Raw genomic sequence first — 18,953 nt, 5'->3', positions numbered from 1 at the left:
AGGAAATATGATACTGTTTTTCCCTTTGGGAATTTATTTTCTTCACTACCCTATTTGTTGAAATGTTTCAATTTATATTCGGACTGGGTGCTGCTGATATTGATGATATTATTCTTAATTGTGCAGGCGGATTAATTGGAATATTGGTCTATAGGGGATTATATGCCTTCCTGAAAAACGAGGAAAAAGTGCGTACAGCTATTGTGTTATCAGGCATTATTATTATTTTAATTCCTGTTTTAGTTACGGTCATGTTAGGTTTTCGGTTTCGATTGGGTTAATGTTTTTTATGGAATATGCTTCATCCGTAATACACATATTGTGAGATGGTTAAATTAAAAATTCCGAGGAATGCCGAGGAAAGGAAAAGGATGAGAAAGCTTAATATTGATAGTTTGCTAGTATAGTAGTATTCTAATCATAAAGATAAGTTACATAATAAGAAGGATGGATTTACATGAAAACATGGTTTACGCTAGACCAACTTGATTTGGATACACATATTATCAGTGAATATCGTCACTGGGAGGAAACTCATTGCTATCTAATTGAGGGAGATAATCAAGCTCTTCTCATTGATACAGGTTTGGGTATTTGCGATATATCAAAAGAAGTAAGAAAACTAACAGATAAACCTGTGATAGCAGTTGCCACGCATATTCACTGGGATCACATTGGAGGTCATAAATACTTTCCCAATTTCTATGCTCACGAAGCGGAATTGAATTGGCTTTCGGGTGAATTTCCGCTCAATATGGAAACAATTCGGGAAATGGTAATCGACCGCTGTGATCTGCCGGAAGAATACGATGTTAATACATACGAGTTCTTTCAGGGAACACCAGCTCGAGTGTTGCATGATGGAGACACCATCAATCTAGGCGGTCGGGTAATAACGGTGCTGCATACACCAGGACATTCTCCCGGACATATGTCCTTTTGGGAAGAGGAACGCGGGTATCTCTTTACTGGAGATTTGGTTTACAAGGATACGTTGTTCGCATATTATCCTTCTACTGACCCGCAAGCTTATCTCAATTCACTGGACAGAATAGCGGGTTTACCTGTAATGCGAGTGCTTCCGGCACACCATACACTGGAAATTCAGCCGGAAATTCTCATCCGTATGCGGGATGCATTTCGTCAACTTGATATTGAAGGGAAACTGCACCACGGCAGTGGCAACTTCAATTACGGTGATTGGGGCGTATGGCTATAATTAAGATTTCGATCATAATACGAATTTATGGAGAAACTATATGAGTATATATAAGTCAAAAGAGGGACGAAGAAAATCAATTGAATTATACGACAAACAACTTTCAAAATTGGGTTTTGATAATGTAAAAACAAAAGTCAATATGCCAACAAATGTAGAAGCCAAGAAACTGTCTGAGTATAGTTCTCCGGCACTTATCATTGCTTCAGAAAAAGATTGTTTGTTTCCTGCTAAAAGAGTTTTATCAAGAGCTAAACATATTTTACCAAATTGTAGAATTTATGAAATAAAAGACAGTGGTCATATGCACATTTTACCTAAAGATATAAAAACGGTCATAATAGACTTTTTAAAAAGATAGTTTCTTATTTTGAGTAATAATAAAAAACATACCTTAACTACTGACTATGAAATATGAAGTTAGTAGTTTTTTTATGTAGTAAAATTACAATTTAATGGTGAACTGACAAAGTGCTGAATATTATTTATTCGGTGCCTTTTTTTTATTCAAGTCCTGCATAAAGAATATTAAAATATAGTCTGTATACGGATATTTACGGATATTATTCAATCATGCTGTCCTTGGGTCAAACGATACCATCTGTATGTGAAATAAAAGCTGTGTTGCCGAAACGCTTGACCGCGGGAGTGAGAGAAGAACATTTTTAATCTATATTGACAGCTAATGAATGTTAGCTTATAATTAAGCTAATAACCATTAGCTTGAAGGAGGTGCTAACTTGGAAGAAAAGTCCACTAAAAGGAAGATTATGAGCGAGGCGCTCAAATTATTTGCCCAAAAAGGATACGAAGCTGTCAGTGTGGCGCAGATTGCAGAGGCAGTGGGAATTAAAGCACCGTCCCTTTATAAGCATTATAAAAGTAAGCAGGATATTTTTGACGCAATTTTGAAAGAAATGAGTTTCCGCTATGAAAGGCAGGCGGCTTCCATGCAGCTGAATGGGGTGAAGCCCGATAAGGATATGGAGTTATTTGCCGGTATTGATGAGGAACGGCTGATTGAAATGGGAAAAGGATTATTTTCCTATTTTTTGCACGATGAATATACCGGGCTTTTTCGGAAGATGCTCACCGTGGAGCAGTTTCATAGCAAAGAACTGGGGGCCCTTTTTGTGAAACAATATGTGGATGAACCGCTTTCCTATCAGGGGGTGCTTTTTGGCTTACTGATACAGGCAGGAGTGTTTATTCCGGAGAATCCGAATGTGATGGCGCTGCATTTCTTTGCGCCGATGTATTTGCTTCTTGTTTTATGCGACGGTCACCCGGAGAGAGAATCCGAAGCGATGGAGATGCTGGAGCAGCATATCCGGCAGTTTAGCAGGCTTTATGGGAAAAAGGAGGGATAAGTGATGAAGATTACGGTGATTCATGGGCAAGGGCATAAGGGCGTGACCTATACAATGACGCGGACGGTGCTCGACTTTCTTATGACAGATAAGGATGAGATAAAGGAATTTTTCCTGCCGAAGGACGGGCCGGATTTTTGCTGCGGCTGTTTTAATTGTTTTTTGAAGGGAGAAGACTTTTGCCCTTCTGCTGATAAGGTACAGCCGATTGCCCTGGCGATGGAATGGGCGGATGTCATCCTATTGGACAGTCCGAATTATGTAATGGAAATGAGCGGTTCCATGAAAAATCTCATGGATCATCTGGCTTACCGCTGGGCATCACACAGACCTCACGGGTCCATGTTTACGAAGACAGGCATTGTGGTATCATCTTCTGCAGGAGCACCGCCAAGGAACGTAGTAAGGTCAATGGCGAGACAGCTCAAATGGATGTGCGTGCCGAAGGTGTATACCTTAGGGCTTGCATGCTATACGGGGCCGGGAGAGGCGATTAAGCCCAAGAGAATGAAGCTGATTACAAATAAAGCGGAGAAAATCGCGAAGGCGGTGAGGCGAAGAGCAGCGCGTCCCCGGCCAAGTCTTCGGGGAAGAATTATGTTTGGGATTTTCAGAAAGATGCAATCCTCCCCCGATGCGGCATGGAATCCTACGGATAGAGACTTTTGGGTAAATCAGGGATGGACGCAGAAATGCCGTCCGTGGAGGGAGTGATGACCTCTCCGTACAGTGAGGCATTAATATTCGTAGAGAGTTTGCTCGCAGTAGCATCCGCGCCAAATTTTCCGCGTTTGAGAAGTAAGGCTAAAATTGTTCTTCTCATAGAATAATTTAGCCTTTACATTTTCCTCCAATACCCATATAATGATTTTACAGCCGTTAAATACGGACTTGATATATTCGATGACTTCTGTTCCATATCCCTTGCCACGATATGCTTCTAATAAATAAAGGCTGGATATTTCACATGTTTTTTCATCTTTTAGTTCTATTTTAATTATCCCGACAGCAATTTCCCCTTCGAAGATTAAATAATACCGGATTGCTTGATTCGTGTTGCTTTCTAAGAATTCTTGTTTTCGTTTTTCTTCTGTGACGCCATATAAGTAGTTGGCAGGAAATATATCTTTATATGTTTGGCACCATGCGGTTGAGTGAATATAACCGATGGTACGGGCATGCTTTTCACGGGCTTCCACAATTTTCATATATTATTCCCTTTCTTTTTATTTTATACCTTGTCCGCAAGCGGCCAAAGTATGTTTATGCACACTCGCTCTGCTCGGCGCAGTATAATGTTGTTAAGATATTATACCTTGTCCGCAAGCGGACAAAGTATATTTATGCACACTCGCTTTGCTCGGCGCAGTATAATGTTGTTAAGATATTATACCTTGTCCGCAAGCGGACAAAGTATATTTATGCACACTCGCTTTGCTCGGCGCAGTATAATATTGTTAAAATATTATACCATTATGGCTTATGGAGAAGTTCAAACAATGTTTTTTATGAGCTGCACCGACTTTTCCAGTCCGTTTTCCTCCTGCATTTTCCTGGATAGATCCGTAACTTTCCGGTATATTTGTGCATAATCTGCATTTAATTCATCGATAGCCGCTATTAATCTGTCTGTGCTGAGTTCCTTTGCTTTTATCGGCTTTACGCCTGCCTTTAGACGGTAGATCTGCTCTGCAAATGCGAATTGGTCCAGCACGTGGGGAACGGGAATCGACGGGATGCCATAAATCATGGAAGAGGCCGACGTACCGAAGCCACAGTGGTGTATTACGCAACAGCCTTGCTTAAAAAGCCAGCTATGGGGTATGGAGCCAACCCGGATCATCGATTTTGGGAGCTGGTAATCGATAAGCGTTTTGTTAAATCCTTGTATCATAGCTCGCATTCCCGTTTGATCGAAGGCTTTGATGAAGATGCCGAGCTTTTCCTTCTCCTGCCTGCTTTCGAAGGACATGGCCCCTAGCGCGAGTATAATGGGTTTGCTTCCTTCATCTAAAAAAGATTTCAGTTCCTCGGAAGGCTGATAATCATCCTCAGGAGCAAACCAATAGCCGACGAGAGCATTTTTCTCTGCCCAATTGGGGTTTGGCTCTACCACATAACGGCTGATAGGTATTAAATTGAGTTCCTTTGACATCATCTGATTCATTGACTTGATGGGAGGCAAGTCATATAGCTTTCTGATTTTGTTGTAGGGCTTGACCACCTGCGGATTGATGAGGGCACCGAGCACTTTGTCTTTTAACGTTGGAACCGTATTTTCTCTGGGGAGCATTTCAGTCTGTAAGGTGACGTCTATGGTTTTTATATGTAATGCTTCGGCTTCGGCGGCACCCATATGGCTGTGAGAAATGATTGCGAGGTCTTTGCCCTTACAGGCATCATAGATATCGCCTGAGGACTTTTGAATAATGCGAAAGACGAACTGCATTGTTTTTAGCATGCTGAGAATGGGACTTTTGGTTTTTCCCCGAATTACAGCCGCTTCATATTCGATATCGATGTCGGGGCCTATGGGTACGAACGCAAGACCGGCTTCCGATACGAGATTCCTCCAGCAGGGATGAGTGCCCAGAACTGGTTTATAACCTTCTTTTAATAGTGCTTTCGCAAGATAAATATACGGTTGAACATCTCCTCTGGTACCCATTGTGAAAATTACGATTTCTTTCATCTATTCTCTCCCGGCTCTTTGTAATGTACTTATTGTTTTTGGAAACGGTATGAATGGTAAATGCGGCTGTTGTATAAATACTTTACTACATTTATCATTATTTGGCTACGATATTTAAGGGGCTTATGCGGGAAGACATTACAGTTCGGCCTTCGGCTAAACTGCAGCACATATGCATACAAAATACGATAAAACTGCATTGGCGAGTGCATCCCTCGCAAAATCGCATAGGGACGCAATTTTAGTTTCTCGGCATAGCGGACTGAATAGTAATGGGGACACAAAGAGAGGGTTAAAAGAATTAAAAAGGAATTTATTAATATTTATGATGTTCAATTGTGCGGCTTGAGTGATATACTGAAAAAAGCAAGAAAAATTGCAAGCATTAGAACCCGGAATGAGAGGAGTGAATTTATGAAGACAATCGGTTTGATCGGAGGAATGAGCTGGGAAAGCACCGTTACTTATTATCGGTTGATCAATGAAATGGTAAAGGTGCGGCTGGGAGGCTTTCACTCCGCCAAAATTCTTTTGTACAGCGTGGATTTTCAGGAAATCGAAGAGTGTCAGTCAAAAGGAGAATGGGAGAAAAGCGCGGATATACTGGTGGACGCGGCGCAGCGCCTGGAAAAAGGCGGAGCCGATTTTCTCGTAATCTGCACGAATACGATGCACAAGGTCGTGCCGCAGATTCAGGCGCAGGTAGGCCTTCCTATCTTACATATTGCAAAAGCGGCAGCAGATGAGCTCCTTGCAAATAATATAAAAAGAGTCGCCCTTTTGGGAACCAAATATACGATGCAGCAGGATTTCTATAAAGAAAAGCTTATCGATGCGGGACTAGAGGTGTTGATTCCAACGGATGCAGACGTGGAAATTGTCAATCGTGTAATATACGATGAACTGTGCCTCGGAGTCATTTCCGAGGAATCGAGGAGAGAATATGTAAGGATCATCGAACAGCTTACAGGAAAAGGTGCCCAGGGAGTCATTCTCGGATGCACGGAAATAGGGCTGTTGATTCGGCAGGAACATACGTCTTTGCCGATTTTCGATACGACGCAGATACATGCAAGAAAAGCAGTGGAACTCGCTGCCGGAAAGCAGTGAAAAGGTTTGGAGGAAATGAAGATGAAGCATTCAGGAACGACAAGATTGGAAACGAAGAGACTTATTCTCCGCAGATTCGAACTAAGTGACGCGGAAGATGCGTACCATAACTGGACGAGCGATGCTGAGGTTACGAAATTCCTTACATGGCCCACCCATGAAAGTATTGAGACCACAAAAGGTTATATGCAGTTCAATATAGATAATTATGAAAAGGATCCTACCTTTTATTCATGGGGAATCAAATTAAAGGAAATCGGTCAGGTCATAGGCGGTATCAGTGTAGTTAATATTAATGAAAATGCAGAGTCCGTACATATCGGCTATTGTATCGGAAAGAATTACTGGAACAAGGGGATTATGTCGGAAGCCTTTTCGGCAGTAATCCCATATTTGTTCGAGGTGGTAGAAGTAAACCGTATCGATTCCAGACACGACCCACGGAATCCTTATTCAGGCAAGGTAATGGAGAAATGCGGACTCATTTATGAAGGAACGCTGCGTAAGTCCGACAGGAACAATCAAGGGATATGCGATGCGGCATGGTATGGATTGTTGAGAACAGAGTGGAGAAGGACAAATGAAGAATAGATTGCTGGAATGGGCGGTGGAATTGCAAAGCATCGCACAAGGTGCTCTATATTACTGTAAAGATGAATTCGATATCGAACGTTTTAACCGGATAAGGGAGATTTCGGCAGAAATGTTAAGCCTACAGTCAGGGTTTCCATTGGAGAGGGTAAAGGATTTGTTTTGTAACGAGATTGGCTATCAGACACCGAAGCTGGATACCCGTGCGGCCATTTTCAAGGATGATAAGATATTGCTTGTCCAGGAGAAAAATGGCACATGGTCACTTCCCGGCGGCTGGGTGGATGTAGGTTTGTCGGTAAAGGAAAATACAATAAAAGAGGTTAAGGAAGAGGCGGGGCTGACCGTGAGTGCCGATAGGATTATCGCTGTGCAGGATAGGGAAAAGCATAATCTGCCTGTTTATGCCTATAAGGTGTGCAAGGTATTTGTGCTCTGTTCCGTGCTGGACGGCGAATTTATGGAGAATACCGAGACGATAGGAAGCGGCTATTTTGCCGAGGACGAGCTGCCCGGACTGGCCGGAGAGAAAAATAATGAGGAACAGATCAGGATGTGTTTCGAAGCGTATAGGGATGCTGATTGGCAGACATTATTCGATTAGTGCAAGCTAGGAACCAATTATGATAGAGAGATAGGTGATATACATTAAGAATTTAGCAAACATAATGACTATTTTTAGAATTGCGGGAACGATTTGTCTGTGCTTTTTAGAACCACTGACTGCTTCTTTTTTCATTGTCTATTTCCTATGCGGACTGAGCGATATGCTGGATGGTTTTATTGCAAGAAAAACGGGAAACGCAACTGAGATGGGTGCTATGCTGGACAGCGTGGCCGACTTTATTTTTCTTTCGGTCATGCTCATTATCTTCATTCCTCTTCTTCCGTGGAAATTATGGATAGCGGCATGGATTGGAGCGATTGCACTTTTGCGTTTGGTCAGCCTCTACATCGGCTTTGTAAAATATCATACGGCAGCTTTTTTACATACGGTATTGAATAAGGCGGCGGGATTTTTTCTGTTTGCATTTCCGCTGCTGTATCTTTTGGCAGGAATGGAAAAGACGGCGATTATCCTATGTGCCATTTCGAGTCTGGCAGCAGTCGAAGAATTGCTGATAACGATAAAAAGTGATTCTCTTAACAGAGATATCGCAGGATACTTGCGGCAAAAGACTGCCGATAATAAAAATAAGCACGATATACAAGGCGAGTAAAAAAGAAAACAGGGAAAAGAAAAGAGAGTAAAGCAGAGGAATTACATGGAAATATCAGAAAAAATTTTAAAGCAATATTTTGGATATGATACCTTCAGAGAAGGGCAGAAGGAGCTGGTGGATAGTATTCTGGAGGGAAGAGATACCTTTGGAGTGATGCCTACGGGGGCGGGGAAATCCATATGCTTCCAAGTGCCCGCTCTTATCATGGAGGGAATTACTTTGGTGGTGTCGCCGTTAATCTCGTTAATGAAGGACCAAGTGGAGGGACTGAATCAGGCAGGAGTACACGCGGCATTTTTGAACAGCTCGCTGACCTCGAGCCAATATTTTAAGGCGCTTGAATACGCGAAGAACGGCAGGTATCAAATTATCTATGTGGCTCCGGAGCGCCTTGCGACGGAAAGCTTTTTGGATTTTGCCCTGAATGTAAAGATTTCCATGGTGGTAGTGGATGAAGCCCATTGTGTATCCCAATGGGGGCAGGATTTCCGGCCCGGCTATTTGAGAATAGAGGAGTTCATAAATAAACTTCCGTCCCGTCCGGTAGTCAGCGCTTTTACAGCTACGGCGACGAAGGAGGTGCGGGAGGATATCGTTTATCTTCTGGCACTTCAAAATCCTATGATAGTTGCCACGGGCTTCGACCGCCCCAATCTTTATTTCGCGGTGCAGTCCCCAAAGGATAAGTATGCGTCCATGAAAAACTATCTGGAGCTTCACCCCTCGCAAAGCGGCATTATATATTGTCTTACGAGAAAAACGGTGGAGGAGGTTTTTGAAAGGCTTCGGGACGACGGATTTTCTGTGTCGAAATACCATGCAGGGCTTTCAGACAGGGAGAGAAAGACAGGGCAGGAAGAATTTATTTACGGAAGAAAAGAAATCATGGTGGCGACCAACGCTTTCGGAATGGGAATCGACAAGTCGGATGTCCGCTACGTAATTCATTATAATATGCCTAAAAATATGGAAAGCTATTATCAGGAAGCAGGAAGGGCAGGGAGAGACGGGGAATCGGCGGAGTGCATCCTGCTTTACGGAGGGCAGGACGTGGTGACGAACCAATTTTTTATCGATCACAATCAGGACAATGAAGCGCTGGATGGGTCTATTCGTGAAGTAGTTATGGAGCGGGACAGGGAGCGGCTTAGAAAGATGACCTATTACTGCTTTACCAACGAGTGTCTGAGAGATTATATTTTACGTTATTTTGGGGAATATAAGGAAAACTATTGCGGTAATTGTTCTAATTGCTTAAGCAAGTTCGAGAAGACGGATGTAACAGATATTGCGAAGGCGCTGATCGGATGTGTGAAGACATGCGGCCAAAGATATGGAAGCGGAGTTATTGTAGATGCGGTGCACGGAGCGAATACGGCAAAGATACGCGGCTATGGAATGAATCTTAACCCTTATTACGGGGAATTGGCGAAGGTTCCGGTATTTAAGCTGCGTCAGGTGTTGAATTATCTTTTCTTAAGCGAATATTTGAAGGCGACGAGCGATGAGTATGCCGTTGTGAAGCTGACGGAGAAGGGGAAGGCCGTGCTTGCCGGGGACGATATCGTCGTTATGAAGATGTCGAAGGAAGAAGAACATCCGGCAAAGGTGGCAAAAAGCAAAAGGGGCGGAAAGAGTGCATTTGCCGGAGGAGAATTTTCCGGAAGAGAGGAGACTTTATTCGAAGGTCTTCGCGCGCTTCGTTCGGAAATTGCCAGAGAGGAAAAGGTGCCTCCTTATATCGTATTTTCGGACAAGACTCTCAGTCACATGTGCGTGGTAAGGCCCCGGACGGAGGAAGAAATGCTGACGGTATCCGGTGTGGGAGAATTTAAATATAGAAAATACGGGGAACGGTTTTTGGAGGCAATTAAGAATGGAGAAACGTAATCGGAAGAAGAGGAATAGATATGACAGGAATCAGTGTATTTGAGGTAATCGGACCGAACATGGTGGGACCTTCCAGTTCTCATACGGCGGGGGCAGTATCCATGGCGCTTTTGGCACGGAAAATGTTTCAGGGGACGATAAAAAGGGTAGATTTTACCCTATACGGTTCCTTTGCAAAGACCTATCGGGGGCACGGAACTGACAGGGCACTTCTGGGAGGAATCCTTGGATATGAAACCGACGATTTAAGAATCAGGGATTCTTTTTCGCTGGCGAAGGAGGCAGGGATCGAATATTCCTTCTCCGTCTCCGAGGAAGAGGACGTGCATCCGAATACGGCGGATATGCACATCGCGGGCGAGGATGGAAAGAAACTGTTCGTACGGGGAGTATCCCTTGGCGGAGGAAAAGTAAAAATTGTCCGGTTAAACCGGGTGGAAGTGGAATTTACAGGGGAATACAGCACTCTTATCGTGTGCCAGAGCGACAGACAGGGAGTGGCAGCCCATATTACGAAGAGCTTGAGCGACCACAATGTGAACATCGCCTTTATGCGCTTATTCCGGGAGGAAAAGGGTGCGGCGGCTTATACGGTGGTGGAGTCGGATGAAAAGATACCGGAGGAAGCCCTGGAATGTATAAAGGAAAATCCCTACGTATCCGATGTAATGTTAGTGCAGGTCTGAAAATAATAATATAGAGGAAAAAAGAAATGGATTTTCGAAACGGTAAAGAGTTGTTGGAGCTGTGCGGGCAGACGAGTCTGTCTATTTCACAGATTATGAAGCAAAGAGAAATGGAATTGCAGGAAATTACGGAGCAGGAAACAGACCGCAAGATGGCGAAATCGCTTGATATTATGAGGGTCTCTGCAAAGGAACCGTTAGGAAACGAAATATCCTCCATAGGCGGACTGATCGGCGGTGAAGCGAAAAAGCTTGATAAGCTGCGGGCGGAGGGAAAGTCGCTTTGCGGAGCGACGATGTCCAAGGCCATGACCTACTCCATGGCGGTATTGGAGGTGAATGCCTCTATGGGAGTTATCGTGGCTGCTCCTACGGCGGGCTCTTCCGGTGTTCTTCCGGGGGTTCTGCTGGCTCTTCAGGAGGAGCTGGGACTTTCCGATGAAAAGGTGATGGATGCTCTTTACACGGCCGGAGCGGTGGGATATCTGCTGATGCGCAATGCTTCTGTGGCGGGTGCACAGGCGGGGTGCCAGGCGGAGGTCGGTTCAGCGTCAGCAATGGCAGCGGCAGCCGCGGTGGAAATAATGGGCGGAACGCCTGAACAGGCATTAAGTGCAGCGACCGGAGCTTTATCCAATCTCTTAGGATTGGTCTGTGACCCGATCGGTGGTTTGGTGGAAAATCCATGCCAGAACCGAAACTCCATCGGTGCTGCCAACGCACTGCTGAATGCGGAGCAAGCGCTGGCAGGAATCGAGCAGTTGATTCCCTTTGACGAGATGGTACAAGTGATGTACCGTGTAGGCAGGAGCCTTCCCTTTGAGCTTAGAGAAAGTGCTCTGGGCGGCTGCGCGGCAGCCCCTACGGCATGCGGTATGAGCTGCATGTCTGAGAAGCGATAACTTCTTTCGGCAGAATGTCATGTTGTGGTGAGAGAAATAGAAAAAAAGACAAAATACAAAAGGAGTATAACCATGAGAAGAAAAGACAGAGAAGTGACCGATAGGGAAACGATAGAAAAAATAATAAAAGCATGTAAAGTCTGCCATCTGGCTATGGTAGACGATGGAAAGCCGTATGTGGTTCCGTTGAACTTCGGTTATGAATTCGATGAGGACGGGCTGACCTTGTACTTTCATAGTGCAAAGGAAGGCAGAAAGCTGGATATCTTACATAAAAACAGCGGTGTATGCTTCGATATCGCCAGGGAAGGAATGCCTGTACATGCGGAAACGCCTTGTAACAGCGGCTATTATTTCTCCAGCATTATAGGTACGGGCAGCGTGGAATTTATCGAAGATACGAAGGAAAAATGCAAGGCTCTTTCCCTTCTGATGAAGCATCAGGCGGATAGAGATGTAGAGTTCAACGAGGTGCAGGCGAACAGCGTATGCGTGTATAAAGTGAGTACTTCGGATTACTGCGGTAAGAAGAAACAGAGGCCGCAATAAGTCCGGTTCCTTGAAGCAGATACGATTCATGAAATGGAAAACGTATATGCGTGTAATTATTCAGTCATTTGGTGACAGATTTTTGTAATATTTTATCTTTCCGGCTAATGAGGTAATGAATATAAACAAAAATACAATAGATTGAAGAAAGATATATCTTGCATTATTTGTCAGAATAAATACAACAGCGATAACGAGACTGAGGAATAAGGTTACATCAGTTCTTTTTATAAATAAACGATTTTCCTGACTATCTACCTCTCTGTTTGGATGGTTAACAGGGCCGATTAGTTTTATTGTAATGATACATATTAAATAAATAAGAAAAGAGATAATCGATGGAATGGCCAGGTATTTTACTGCCAATAAAGTAGATATAAGTATAATGCACGAGAAAAACAGGCAGGCAAAATAAGTTTCCATGTGTATTCCGCCACTATAAGATCTCATCGGAATAAAAAAAAGGAAAAATAATATGCATTCGAGCATCATATCAAGAGATAAGCCAATAATTATGCTGCATATAACACTGATGGAAATTTCTAAAAAGCATTGAAATCCATACTGGTAGACATCATAATTTTCTTCCTGGATAGCTCCTTTTTTTAATATGTAATCCGTTAATCTGTTTGATAAATATTCCATGATAGAATCACCTCGTATCTATTATAGAGGAAAAGTGCGGATTGATATAATGCATGTTGAAATTCCGGTATTTCATGTCATTTTTCCGTCCCATGTCCGCTTAGAGGACTTAAAATCAATAGTTGAAAGTGCTTTTTTTCAACCTTCCCCTTTTTTTATTAAGGTCGTATTTTGCGACTATATTCTGCAGAGGAGATGCAGGTGAAGAGATAAGTATCGGTCCTGTACAAATGTATATTGTTTGATCCTATGACGAGGGGAAAATTAAAGTAGTTCTATAGCCCGATTTTATTTCACTTTCTATTTGTAAGCTGCCATTATGAGATTCTATGATCTTTTGCACCAAAAGCAAGCCCAATCCATGTCGCAAGTCCAAACGCTCATCTACACTTTTCATATAGTGAGGACGACTTTGCAATTCTAATAACTTTTCAGATGAAATACCAATCCCATTATCTGCAACGGCCAATAGAATTGACTGTTCGTAAACATCAAGGGTAAGATAGATTTTACAACCCTGTGGATTATGATTCATACTGTTTTGGATTAAATTGGATACGGCCCTTGTCATTAACCTTTCATCGCATTCAAATATAATGGTCTCTGCCTGCGGAGAGATTTCTACTTCAATAGAATATAGGTCGGATAGGCCGATATTAAGCAGGTCGGCAACGTATGCCCTGATAAGCTTTGAAAAGCGTATCTTTTTTTTATTTAGCGGCTGCATTTCATACTCGAGCTGTGAAACCAAATTTAAATCTTGAACAAGATCTCTGATTTTTATGCTCTGCCATTTGATGACTTCCGCATCTTCCCTGGCGGAGCTATCTAAGAAAGAGGCAGAAGTAAGTTTATCGGCATACCCCATAATGATAGATAAGGGCGTCCTTATATCATGGGAAACACCGCTGATCCAATTTGCGCGTGCTTCATTTTGTTTGTTTATAATGCCCGATGCCTTATTAAGGCTTTCTGCAACTTCCGATAATTCTCCGCGAATAGATAGAGATATTGGCTTACCGTCAGAAAGAGCATCGATTGCATTGGTGATAGGCTCGGTATTTTTTATAATTTTTTGTTTGGATAAATAGTATGCAAAAAAGAGCAGAAGAAAATCTATAACCAGTACGATAATTGTAAAAGCAGGTAATTTTTTTATGGTGCTGATGGAATAATAATTACTCAGTAGTTTTGTATAACTGTTTGGCGGATATCCCAGCACAATGAGCCCATTCTCCGTACTGCGGATAAAAACGGGATAATCAGAAATATAGCCTTTGGCAAAAACAGCAACATCCTGAAGAGTATAGTGAGATGGCACTCCGTACGGTAAATCAACGGACCAAAACAAGCCGCCATCCTGATTTACATACATAGCCCATATATTCTTGTCTCTCAGCTTTTCCACTGCCGGACCGGCAGGCGATGTGGCGGTGGAAGCAGCAGTTATTTCATCTAACATGTTTTGAGGTGAGCCTTCACCGTAGTCTTGAGAGAATGTATTATAAAAGGTCCAGCCAAAAAGGAAGATGTTAATTAATGCCAGGATAGCTGTAAATACTATAAAAGAAATAATGTATCCCGATATATATTTCCCAAAGGATTTTCTCATAATTATACCCCATGTCCGCTTTGGCGGAGTCAAAATCAATAGTTGAAAGCGCTTTTCTTTCAACCTTATTTCCTCAAATTCAACTTATACCCTAATCCTTTCACTGTAACAAGTGAAACAGGCTTGGAGGGATCAGATTCAATTTTTTCCCTAATACGACGAATATGTGTGTTTAAACTATTCTCATATCCAAATGGATTATCACCCCAGAGGGCTTCGCATATGGAATCTATGGTGACAATTTTACCATCATTTCTGGCGAGGATTTCCAATAGAGTATATTCTTTGGCAGTTAAAGCTACCGTTTCACCATTTTTATTGATTTCTGCCCGGCTGAAATCAATAATGCAGTCTTCTAAGCTCACGAGCGATACATCTTCTTTATAGCATCGGCGAAGGACGGCATAAACACGCAGTAATAACTCTTGCGGCATAAATGGCTTGATAATATAATCATCAGCTCCTAAACCAAGTCCGGCTAATTTGTCAGATGCTTCATCTTTGGCAGTTAGAAATATGATAGGGATGTGAGTGAATGTATGCATCTGCTGCATGAGGGAAAACCCATCTCCATCCGGGAGCATGACATCTAAAATTGCTAAATCAGGTTTTTCTTTCTTGCTGGTGGAAACTGCTTCATGGAAGGAAGCTGCTGTTATAATATTGAGAAAACCATCATCCTTCAAAATTTCAGTTACCATTTTTAACAACTCAGGTTCGTCATCCACAAGCATAATTTTCTTGATGTTTAAAAATAATTTATCCATAATGATACCCCATATCCGCTTCGGCGGACTCAAAATCAATAGTTGAAAGCTTTTTTCTTTCAGCCTTACAAATATACCGATGCGCGGCATGAACAATATCCCGGTTAGTTATTGTATTGCTGGCAGATGTAAAGTTTGCAGTGTTTCATCCATTTATCAGAAAGATAGAAAGATAAGCTCTGACCGCCGCTTTAGCAGGATATTTATGGTTCTCATTATATCATGAAAATAATCACATTGAAGTCTTTATACGGAAAAGTTAGGTAAAAGTAAGGATAAGGCAGTTATGTGAATGAAGCAGGAATTTTAGTGAAACAGGAAGTTATTTGCAGATAAAACGCGGATAAGGAGAGAACAGGGAGGTTATTTTGGCTGGTAAGGGAAAAATTACATGAAAAAGGGGGAAAAGTTACTAGCATTCATCATGATTAACAATAAATGTTACGATATGACCATAATCCTGTTTGAGAAAAATGGAGGAAAAAACTATGAGAAATGACATTCTTAATCTTACGAACCCGATGGAAGAAAAAGAGCTGGAGCAAATTTTGGGAGGCGGCAATGGTGTAATTAAAACTATTAGCCACGAATGTGCAATGAACACATGGCAGTTCCTGTTTACATGCTGTTCATAACAAGAACATAATAAGGAGGAAGAAAACATGAGAAATGACATTCTTAACTTGACAAATCCGATGGAAGAAAAAGAATTAGAGCAGATTTTGGGAGGCGGCAATGGTGTAATTAAAACGATCAGCCATGAATGTGCAATGAACACGTGGCAGTTCCTGTTTACATGTTGCTCATAATATAACAACTAAATTAATGTTCTCAAATGGGATTTATTAATAGGCCGCTTAGAAAACATATAATCTAAGCGGCTTATATAATAGATTTTGTGCATGTGATTCGAAACTTGCAGGGATAGGAAAGGTATGGTTATTAATATGGATAAGGATTTTTGTAAAATATATGTCGAATATATTTTTGAATATATTATAAGAGAAATAGAAGACGATGAAAAAATAGATTTTCATATTGAGAAAGTTCCGTATTTAAAGGAAACGATGGAGAAAGAGATATTTAAAAGATGCTTCAAATCCTTACTTTACTGTATGAATGTGAACAGGGTGGAAGGCAGGCTGGCAGGCGGCACACCACAGGAACGTTATCTTTGGTTTGTTAATAATCAATACTGCATTGATAGTATGGAAGAGATGTTCCCGGCAATGAAAACGCAATTATATGAAGAGATGAAAGGAAAATGTATATATGTTCTGAGCGTAATCAATCTATTCCAAAAAAACAAATCGGATATCTGTCAATATTTTTTCAATACAGAATCAGAGGGTATTATTAACATTGCAAATTCCGGTGACTGGCATAACGATAAATGTGTATTGGTTATAACTTTTACCTCAAATAAGAAGATTGTATTCAAGCCTACAAGCGGAGATAATTTAAACTTTTTAAAGGGTGTGATCCGTTATTTTTTTGAAGCAGAATATACGAGTCAATATGGCTGTATCTATGAAAGTGAGGGGACATGGGTAAAATTTGTTGAATATGAAAGGGCTGCTGATGAAAGTGCAGTCAGTCAGTTTTACTTCAATTACGGAAAGCTGCTGTTTGTTGCATATTTGTTAGGAATGAACGATATGCATTACGAGAACTTGATTGCTCACGGAGAATATCCTGTCATCACAGATGTTGAAACGCTTCTTTCTTCTTATTTGTTTTTTGACACTCACAAATTTGAATATGATGCGCAATATAAGGCAGTGCAAAGACTATTGTATGGAGTAATGGCTACAGGCTTGATACCGATATTTTCCATGACGGAATATTTCGGAGGTGATGTAAGCTGTCTATCCAATAAAGGCATAAAAATTATTACGGAAAAAGTTGAAAATGAGTACAGAGATGATATGTATATTTACACAAAACCGGAGATTATTACACAATATAGTCATTTACCGGATGAGAAGGCAGATCCCTTACTTTATGGTGACCAAATAATAAATGGATTTGGTCAGGCTGAGAATATATTCAGAGAAGAGAAAGCTGAAATTATAAATTATATTCTAAGCAATTTATATAGAATAGAATCGCGCATTATTCTGAATATGACGAAAGGATATTCTCAGATAGTACGGATAAAGAGCGACCCCAGATACCGCCATGAGCCTGAATTATTTGAAAAACTGCTTGGCGGTTTAAAAAGGAGCAATCAGTTTAATCAAAGTGTTTATCTCTACGAAGTGACAGAGTTATGCAGAAGTAATATTCCCAGCTTTTATTGGAACATCCGTTTAAATTATGTATACGGGTATCATGGAAAAACAACGCAAAAAATATTGGATATGCATGAGTTTAATATGAAAAAGATAGCCGGGATATTGGAAGAACAGACGGATGTACAAATGCTGGCGAGACAAAAAAAGCTTGTCATGGATTCGATATCGTCGAGTATAGCGCTGGGAATCGAATATAAGAGTATGGAGGCAAGCGCGAAAAAGGAAATCAGGTTTGACAGCAATGAACTATTGAGAAAGAATATCGACGATAATAGAATTGAGGGAGACGATGGCACAATCAGTTGGATCGGTCTGATGGTTAACGATAAAGAACAGCTTGAATATGCGGTATTAGATTGGTCTTTGTATTCAGGAATGGTAGGGATAGGTTATATGTACCTTGCCGAATATTTGAATAGTAAAGATGAATTGGCAAAAACAATTGTAAATAAAATTTATCGTACGATTGTAATGGCTTATCGGTCAGGGACGTTTGAAGAGTACAATATTTCCTATTTCTGCGGATTGTCAGGTATATATGCTTTTATGGTGCAAATTAAGGAGAGCAGGTTTGCCGGATATGATGAGATAGAACCATATATTATGGGAATCAAAGAACTGATTAAAACCAATATAGTGAAAACAAACAGTTATGATACTTTATCGGGAATTCACTCAGCAGTTATATATTTCTTTGCCAGATATGAAACAGATGAATTTGCAAAAGAAATGATTCCTGTACTAAAAAGATATTTCATGTCCACTTTTAAAATGAATATTATGGAGAAAGACTTTAATTATGCAAGTTTTGCACATGGATATTCAGGTATTATTACATCGGTTATGTGCATGAACAGAATCGAAAAATGCGAGTACTTTGCAGAACTGGCAAGAGAATTGTGGAGAAAGGAAAAACAACTATATGCCGGAATGCATATGTGGAAGGATTTAAGAAGCAGCAAGGAAGAATATTCACACTTTTGGTGCCATGGCTCTTGTGGGATTATGCATGCACGATTGATATGGAGGAAATGGAATTTTATAAGGGATGGAATTATAGAGATGAGTGAAGCTGATCTGGATGAAATGCTGTTCCAATATAGTGAGGCAATTAAATCGGAAAAATTAAATTCACAAAACTTTTCTCTATGCCATGGCAATTTTGCCTTTGTAGATTTTCTGCTTTCCTATGATACGTTATTCGGGGAAATACCCGAAGAAAAAACGTATATTCTTCGTACCATGGAAACGGCAAAGCAGCAAGGATATAGCTGTATAGGCGCTCCGGGAGCGATAAATGCGATCGGATTCATGGTTGGAGAAGCCGGAGTTCAATATATGCTGGACCGCTGTAAAGACAGAAAGCTGCCGTCCATACTGGCAATTGAGAATATATAAGA

At 41.3% G+C, this 18,953-nt stretch carries 21 protein-coding genes; 16 read left to right on the top strand and 5 right to left on the bottom strand.

What is annotated here, in order from left to right; translation table 11 throughout:
• Positions 1 to 35 precede the first annotated feature (35 nt).
• From CC90_RS25335 to CC90_RS0120510, 5 genes are all read left to right on the top strand, one after another.
• Complete coding sequence (locus CC90_RS25335) at positions 36 to 281, top strand: VanZ family protein (RefSeq protein WP_278245501.1); 246 nt, start codon at positions 36 to 38, stop codon at positions 279 to 281.
• A gap of 176 nt (positions 282 to 457) precedes the next feature.
• Positions 458 to 1,219: an MBL fold metallo-hydrolase gene (locus tag CC90_RS0120525; protein ID WP_031392589.1), complete on the top strand. Its 762-nt coding sequence runs from the start codon at positions 458 to 460 to the stop codon at positions 1,217 to 1,219.
• A gap of 40 nt (positions 1,220 to 1,259) precedes the next feature.
• A complete protein-coding gene (locus CC90_RS23455) occupies positions 1,260 to 1,580 on the top strand; it encodes an alpha/beta fold hydrolase (RefSeq protein ID WP_051869905.1) in 321 nt (106 codons plus the stop codon).
• 379 nt (positions 1,581 to 1,959) lie between these two features.
• Positions 1,960 to 2,589, top strand: coding sequence for a TetR/AcrR family transcriptional regulator (locus CC90_RS0120515; RefSeq protein ID WP_031392587.1), 630 nt, complete (start codon positions 1,960 to 1,962; stop codon positions 2,587 to 2,589).
• A gap of 3 nt (positions 2,590 to 2,592) precedes the next feature.
• Positions 2,593 to 3,303, top strand: a complete 711-nt coding sequence (locus tag CC90_RS0120510; RefSeq protein ID WP_031392586.1) for a flavodoxin family protein — start codon at positions 2,593 to 2,595, stop codon at positions 3,301 to 3,303.
• 23 nt (positions 3,304 to 3,326) lie between these two features.
• Here CC90_RS0120510 and CC90_RS23450 read toward each other — a convergent pair whose 3' ends face one another.
• Together CC90_RS23450 and CC90_RS0120500 are read right to left on the bottom strand one after the other, a co-directional pair.
• Positions 3,327 to 3,797: a GNAT family N-acetyltransferase gene (locus CC90_RS23450; protein WP_051869903.1), complete on the bottom strand. Its 471-nt coding sequence runs from the start codon at positions 3,795 to 3,797 to the stop codon at positions 3,327 to 3,329.
• Positions 3,798 to 4,081: 284 nt separating this feature from the next.
• Positions 4,082 to 5,281 carry a glycosyltransferase gene (locus CC90_RS0120500; protein WP_031392584.1) on the bottom strand — a complete coding sequence of 400 codons (1,200 nt, stop codon included), beginning with the start codon at positions 5,279 to 5,281 and terminating at the stop codon, positions 4,082 to 4,084.
• 414 nt (positions 5,282 to 5,695) lie between these two features.
• Between CC90_RS0120500 and CC90_RS0120495 the strand changes: the two genes are divergently transcribed.
• From CC90_RS0120495 to CC90_RS0120460, 8 genes are all read left to right on the top strand, one after another.
• Positions 5,696 to 6,391: an aspartate/glutamate racemase family protein gene (locus CC90_RS0120495; RefSeq protein ID WP_031392583.1), complete on the top strand. Its 696-nt coding sequence runs from the start codon at positions 5,696 to 5,698 to the stop codon at positions 6,389 to 6,391.
• Positions 6,392 to 6,412: 21 nt separating this feature from the next.
• Positions 6,413 to 6,982 carry a GNAT family N-acetyltransferase gene (locus CC90_RS0120490; RefSeq protein WP_031392582.1) on the top strand — a complete coding sequence of 190 codons (570 nt, stop codon included), beginning with the start codon at positions 6,413 to 6,415 and terminating at the stop codon, positions 6,980 to 6,982.
• Positions 6,972 to 7,586 carry an NUDIX hydrolase N-terminal domain-containing protein gene (locus CC90_RS0120485; protein WP_031392581.1) on the top strand — a complete coding sequence of 205 codons (615 nt, stop codon included), beginning with the start codon at positions 6,972 to 6,974 and terminating at the stop codon, positions 7,584 to 7,586. The genes CC90_RS0120490 and CC90_RS0120485 overlap by 11 nt, the downstream gene beginning before the upstream one ends.
• Positions 7,587 to 7,620: 34 nt before the next feature.
• The gene (locus tag CC90_RS0120480; protein ID WP_278245494.1) at positions 7,621 to 8,202 is read left to right on the top strand and encodes a CDP-alcohol phosphatidyltransferase family protein; all 582 of its coding nucleotides are present in this window, start codon (positions 7,621 to 7,623) and stop codon (positions 8,200 to 8,202) included.
• A gap of 45 nt (positions 8,203 to 8,247) precedes the next feature.
• Positions 8,248 to 10,095, top strand: coding sequence for a DNA helicase RecQ (recQ, locus tag CC90_RS0120475; protein ID WP_031392579.1), 1,848 nt, complete (start codon positions 8,248 to 8,250; stop codon positions 10,093 to 10,095).
• 20 nt (positions 10,096 to 10,115) lie between these two features.
• Positions 10,116 to 10,781, top strand: coding sequence for an L-serine ammonia-lyase, iron-sulfur-dependent subunit beta (sdaAB, locus tag CC90_RS0120470; protein WP_031392578.1), 666 nt, complete (start codon positions 10,116 to 10,118; stop codon positions 10,779 to 10,781).
• Between the two features lie 26 nt (positions 10,782 to 10,807).
• The gene (gene sdaAA, locus CC90_RS0120465) at positions 10,808 to 11,683 is read left to right on the top strand and encodes an L-serine ammonia-lyase, iron-sulfur-dependent, subunit alpha (RefSeq protein ID WP_031392577.1); all 876 of its coding nucleotides are present in this window, start codon (positions 10,808 to 10,810) and stop codon (positions 11,681 to 11,683) included.
• A gap of 72 nt (positions 11,684 to 11,755) precedes the next feature.
• Entirely contained in the window at positions 11,756 to 12,232 is a 477-nt protein-coding gene (locus CC90_RS0120460) for a pyridoxamine 5'-phosphate oxidase family protein (protein ID WP_031392576.1), read from the top strand.
• A 60-nt stretch (positions 12,233 to 12,292) separates the two neighbouring features.
• Here the strand turns inward: CC90_RS0120460 and CC90_RS0120455 are convergent, their stop codons facing one another.
• From CC90_RS0120455 to CC90_RS0120445, 3 genes are all read right to left on the bottom strand, one after another.
• Positions 12,293 to 12,877, bottom strand: a complete 585-nt coding sequence (locus CC90_RS0120455; RefSeq protein ID WP_031392575.1) for an accessory gene regulator ArgB-like protein — start codon at positions 12,875 to 12,877, stop codon at positions 12,293 to 12,295.
• A 247-nt stretch (positions 12,878 to 13,124) separates the two neighbouring features.
• The gene (locus CC90_RS0120450; RefSeq protein WP_031392574.1) at positions 13,125 to 14,489 is read right to left on the bottom strand and encodes a sensor histidine kinase; all 1,365 of its coding nucleotides are present in this window, start codon (positions 14,487 to 14,489) and stop codon (positions 13,125 to 13,127) included.
• Between the two features lie 65 nt (positions 14,490 to 14,554).
• Positions 14,555 to 15,256 carry a response regulator transcription factor gene (locus CC90_RS0120445; RefSeq protein ID WP_031392573.1) on the bottom strand — a complete coding sequence of 234 codons (702 nt, stop codon included), beginning with the start codon at positions 15,254 to 15,256 and terminating at the stop codon, positions 14,555 to 14,557.
• 473 nt (positions 15,257 to 15,729) lie between these two features.
• Here CC90_RS0120445 and CC90_RS0120435 point away from each other — a divergent pair, with 473 nt between their 5' ends.
• The 3 genes from CC90_RS0120435 to CC90_RS0120425 all read left to right on the top strand — a co-directional run bounded on the left by CC90_RS0120435 (position 15,730) and on the right by CC90_RS0120425 (position 18,951).
• A complete protein-coding gene (locus tag CC90_RS0120435) occupies positions 15,730 to 15,891 on the top strand; it encodes a lacticin 481 family lantibiotic (protein WP_035316001.1) in 162 nt (53 codons plus the stop codon).
• 27 nt (positions 15,892 to 15,918) lie between these two features.
• Positions 15,919 to 16,065 (top strand): lacticin 481 family lantibiotic, encoded by a 147-nt coding sequence (locus tag CC90_RS0120430; RefSeq protein ID WP_031392572.1) that lies wholly within the window; start codon positions 15,919 to 15,921, stop codon positions 16,063 to 16,065.
• Positions 16,066 to 16,191: 126 nt separating this feature from the next.
• A complete protein-coding gene (locus tag CC90_RS0120425) occupies positions 16,192 to 18,951 on the top strand; it encodes a type 2 lanthipeptide synthetase LanM family protein (protein WP_031392571.1) in 2,760 nt (919 codons plus the stop codon).
• Positions 18,952 to 18,953 lie beyond the last annotated feature (2 nt).

It is taken from the genome of Kineothrix alysoides (assembly GCF_000732725.1).
Classification (GTDB): domain Bacteria; phylum Bacillota; class Clostridia; order Lachnospirales; family Lachnospiraceae; genus Kineothrix; species Kineothrix alysoides.
This window is presented reverse-complemented; position numbering and strand designations above follow the sequence as displayed.

Bases quoted from the DNA above. Each gene is read 5' to 3' on its own strand.
- CC90_RS0120525 (WP_031392589.1), top strand. From the start codon at position 458: ATGAAAACATGGTTTACGCTAGACCAACTTGATTTGGATACACATATT.
- CC90_RS23455 (WP_051869905.1), top strand. From the start codon at position 1,260: ATGAGTATATATAAGTCAAAAGAGGGACGAAGAAAATCAATTGAATTA.
- CC90_RS0120510 (WP_031392586.1), top strand. From the start codon at position 2,593: ATGAAGATTACGGTGATTCATGGGCAAGGGCATAAGGGCGTGACCTAT.
- CC90_RS23450 (WP_051869903.1), bottom strand. From the start codon at position 3,797: ATGAAAATTGTGGAAGCCCGTGAAAAGCATGCCCGTACCATCGGTTAT.
- CC90_RS0120500 (WP_031392584.1), bottom strand. From the start codon at position 5,281: ATGAAAGAAATCGTAATTTTCACAATGGGTACCAGAGGAGATGTTCAA.
- CC90_RS0120495 (WP_031392583.1), top strand. From the start codon at position 5,696: ATGAAGACAATCGGTTTGATCGGAGGAATGAGCTGGGAAAGCACCGTT.
- CC90_RS0120490 (WP_031392582.1), top strand. From the start codon at position 6,413: ATGAAGCATTCAGGAACGACAAGATTGGAAACGAAGAGACTTATTCTC.
- CC90_RS0120485 (WP_031392581.1), top strand. From the start codon at position 6,972: ATGAAGAATAGATTGCTGGAATGGGCGGTGGAATTGCAAAGCATCGCA.
- recQ (WP_031392579.1), top strand. From the start codon at position 8,248: ATGGAAATATCAGAAAAAATTTTAAAGCAATATTTTGGATATGATACC.
- sdaAB (WP_031392578.1), top strand. From the start codon at position 10,116: ATGACAGGAATCAGTGTATTTGAGGTAATCGGACCGAACATGGTGGGA.
- sdaAA (WP_031392577.1), top strand. From the start codon at position 10,808: ATGGATTTTCGAAACGGTAAAGAGTTGTTGGAGCTGTGCGGGCAGACG.
- CC90_RS0120460 (WP_031392576.1), top strand. From the start codon at position 11,756: ATGAGAAGAAAAGACAGAGAAGTGACCGATAGGGAAACGATAGAAAAA.
- CC90_RS0120455 (WP_031392575.1), bottom strand. From the start codon at position 12,877: ATGGAATATTTATCAAACAGATTAACGGATTACATATTAAAAAAAGGA.
- CC90_RS0120450 (WP_031392574.1), bottom strand. From the start codon at position 14,489: ATGAGAAAATCCTTTGGGAAATATATATCGGGATACATTATTTCTTTT.
- CC90_RS0120445 (WP_031392573.1), bottom strand. From the start codon at position 15,256: ATGGATAAATTATTTTTAAACATCAAGAAAATTATGCTTGTGGATGAC.
- CC90_RS0120435 (WP_035316001.1), top strand. From the start codon at position 15,730: ATGGAGGAAAAAACTATGAGAAATGACATTCTTAATCTTACGAACCCG.
- CC90_RS0120430 (WP_031392572.1), top strand. From the start codon at position 15,919: ATGAGAAATGACATTCTTAACTTGACAAATCCGATGGAAGAAAAAGAA.
- CC90_RS0120425 (WP_031392571.1), top strand. From the start codon at position 16,192: ATGGTTATTAATATGGATAAGGATTTTTGTAAAATATATGTCGAATAT.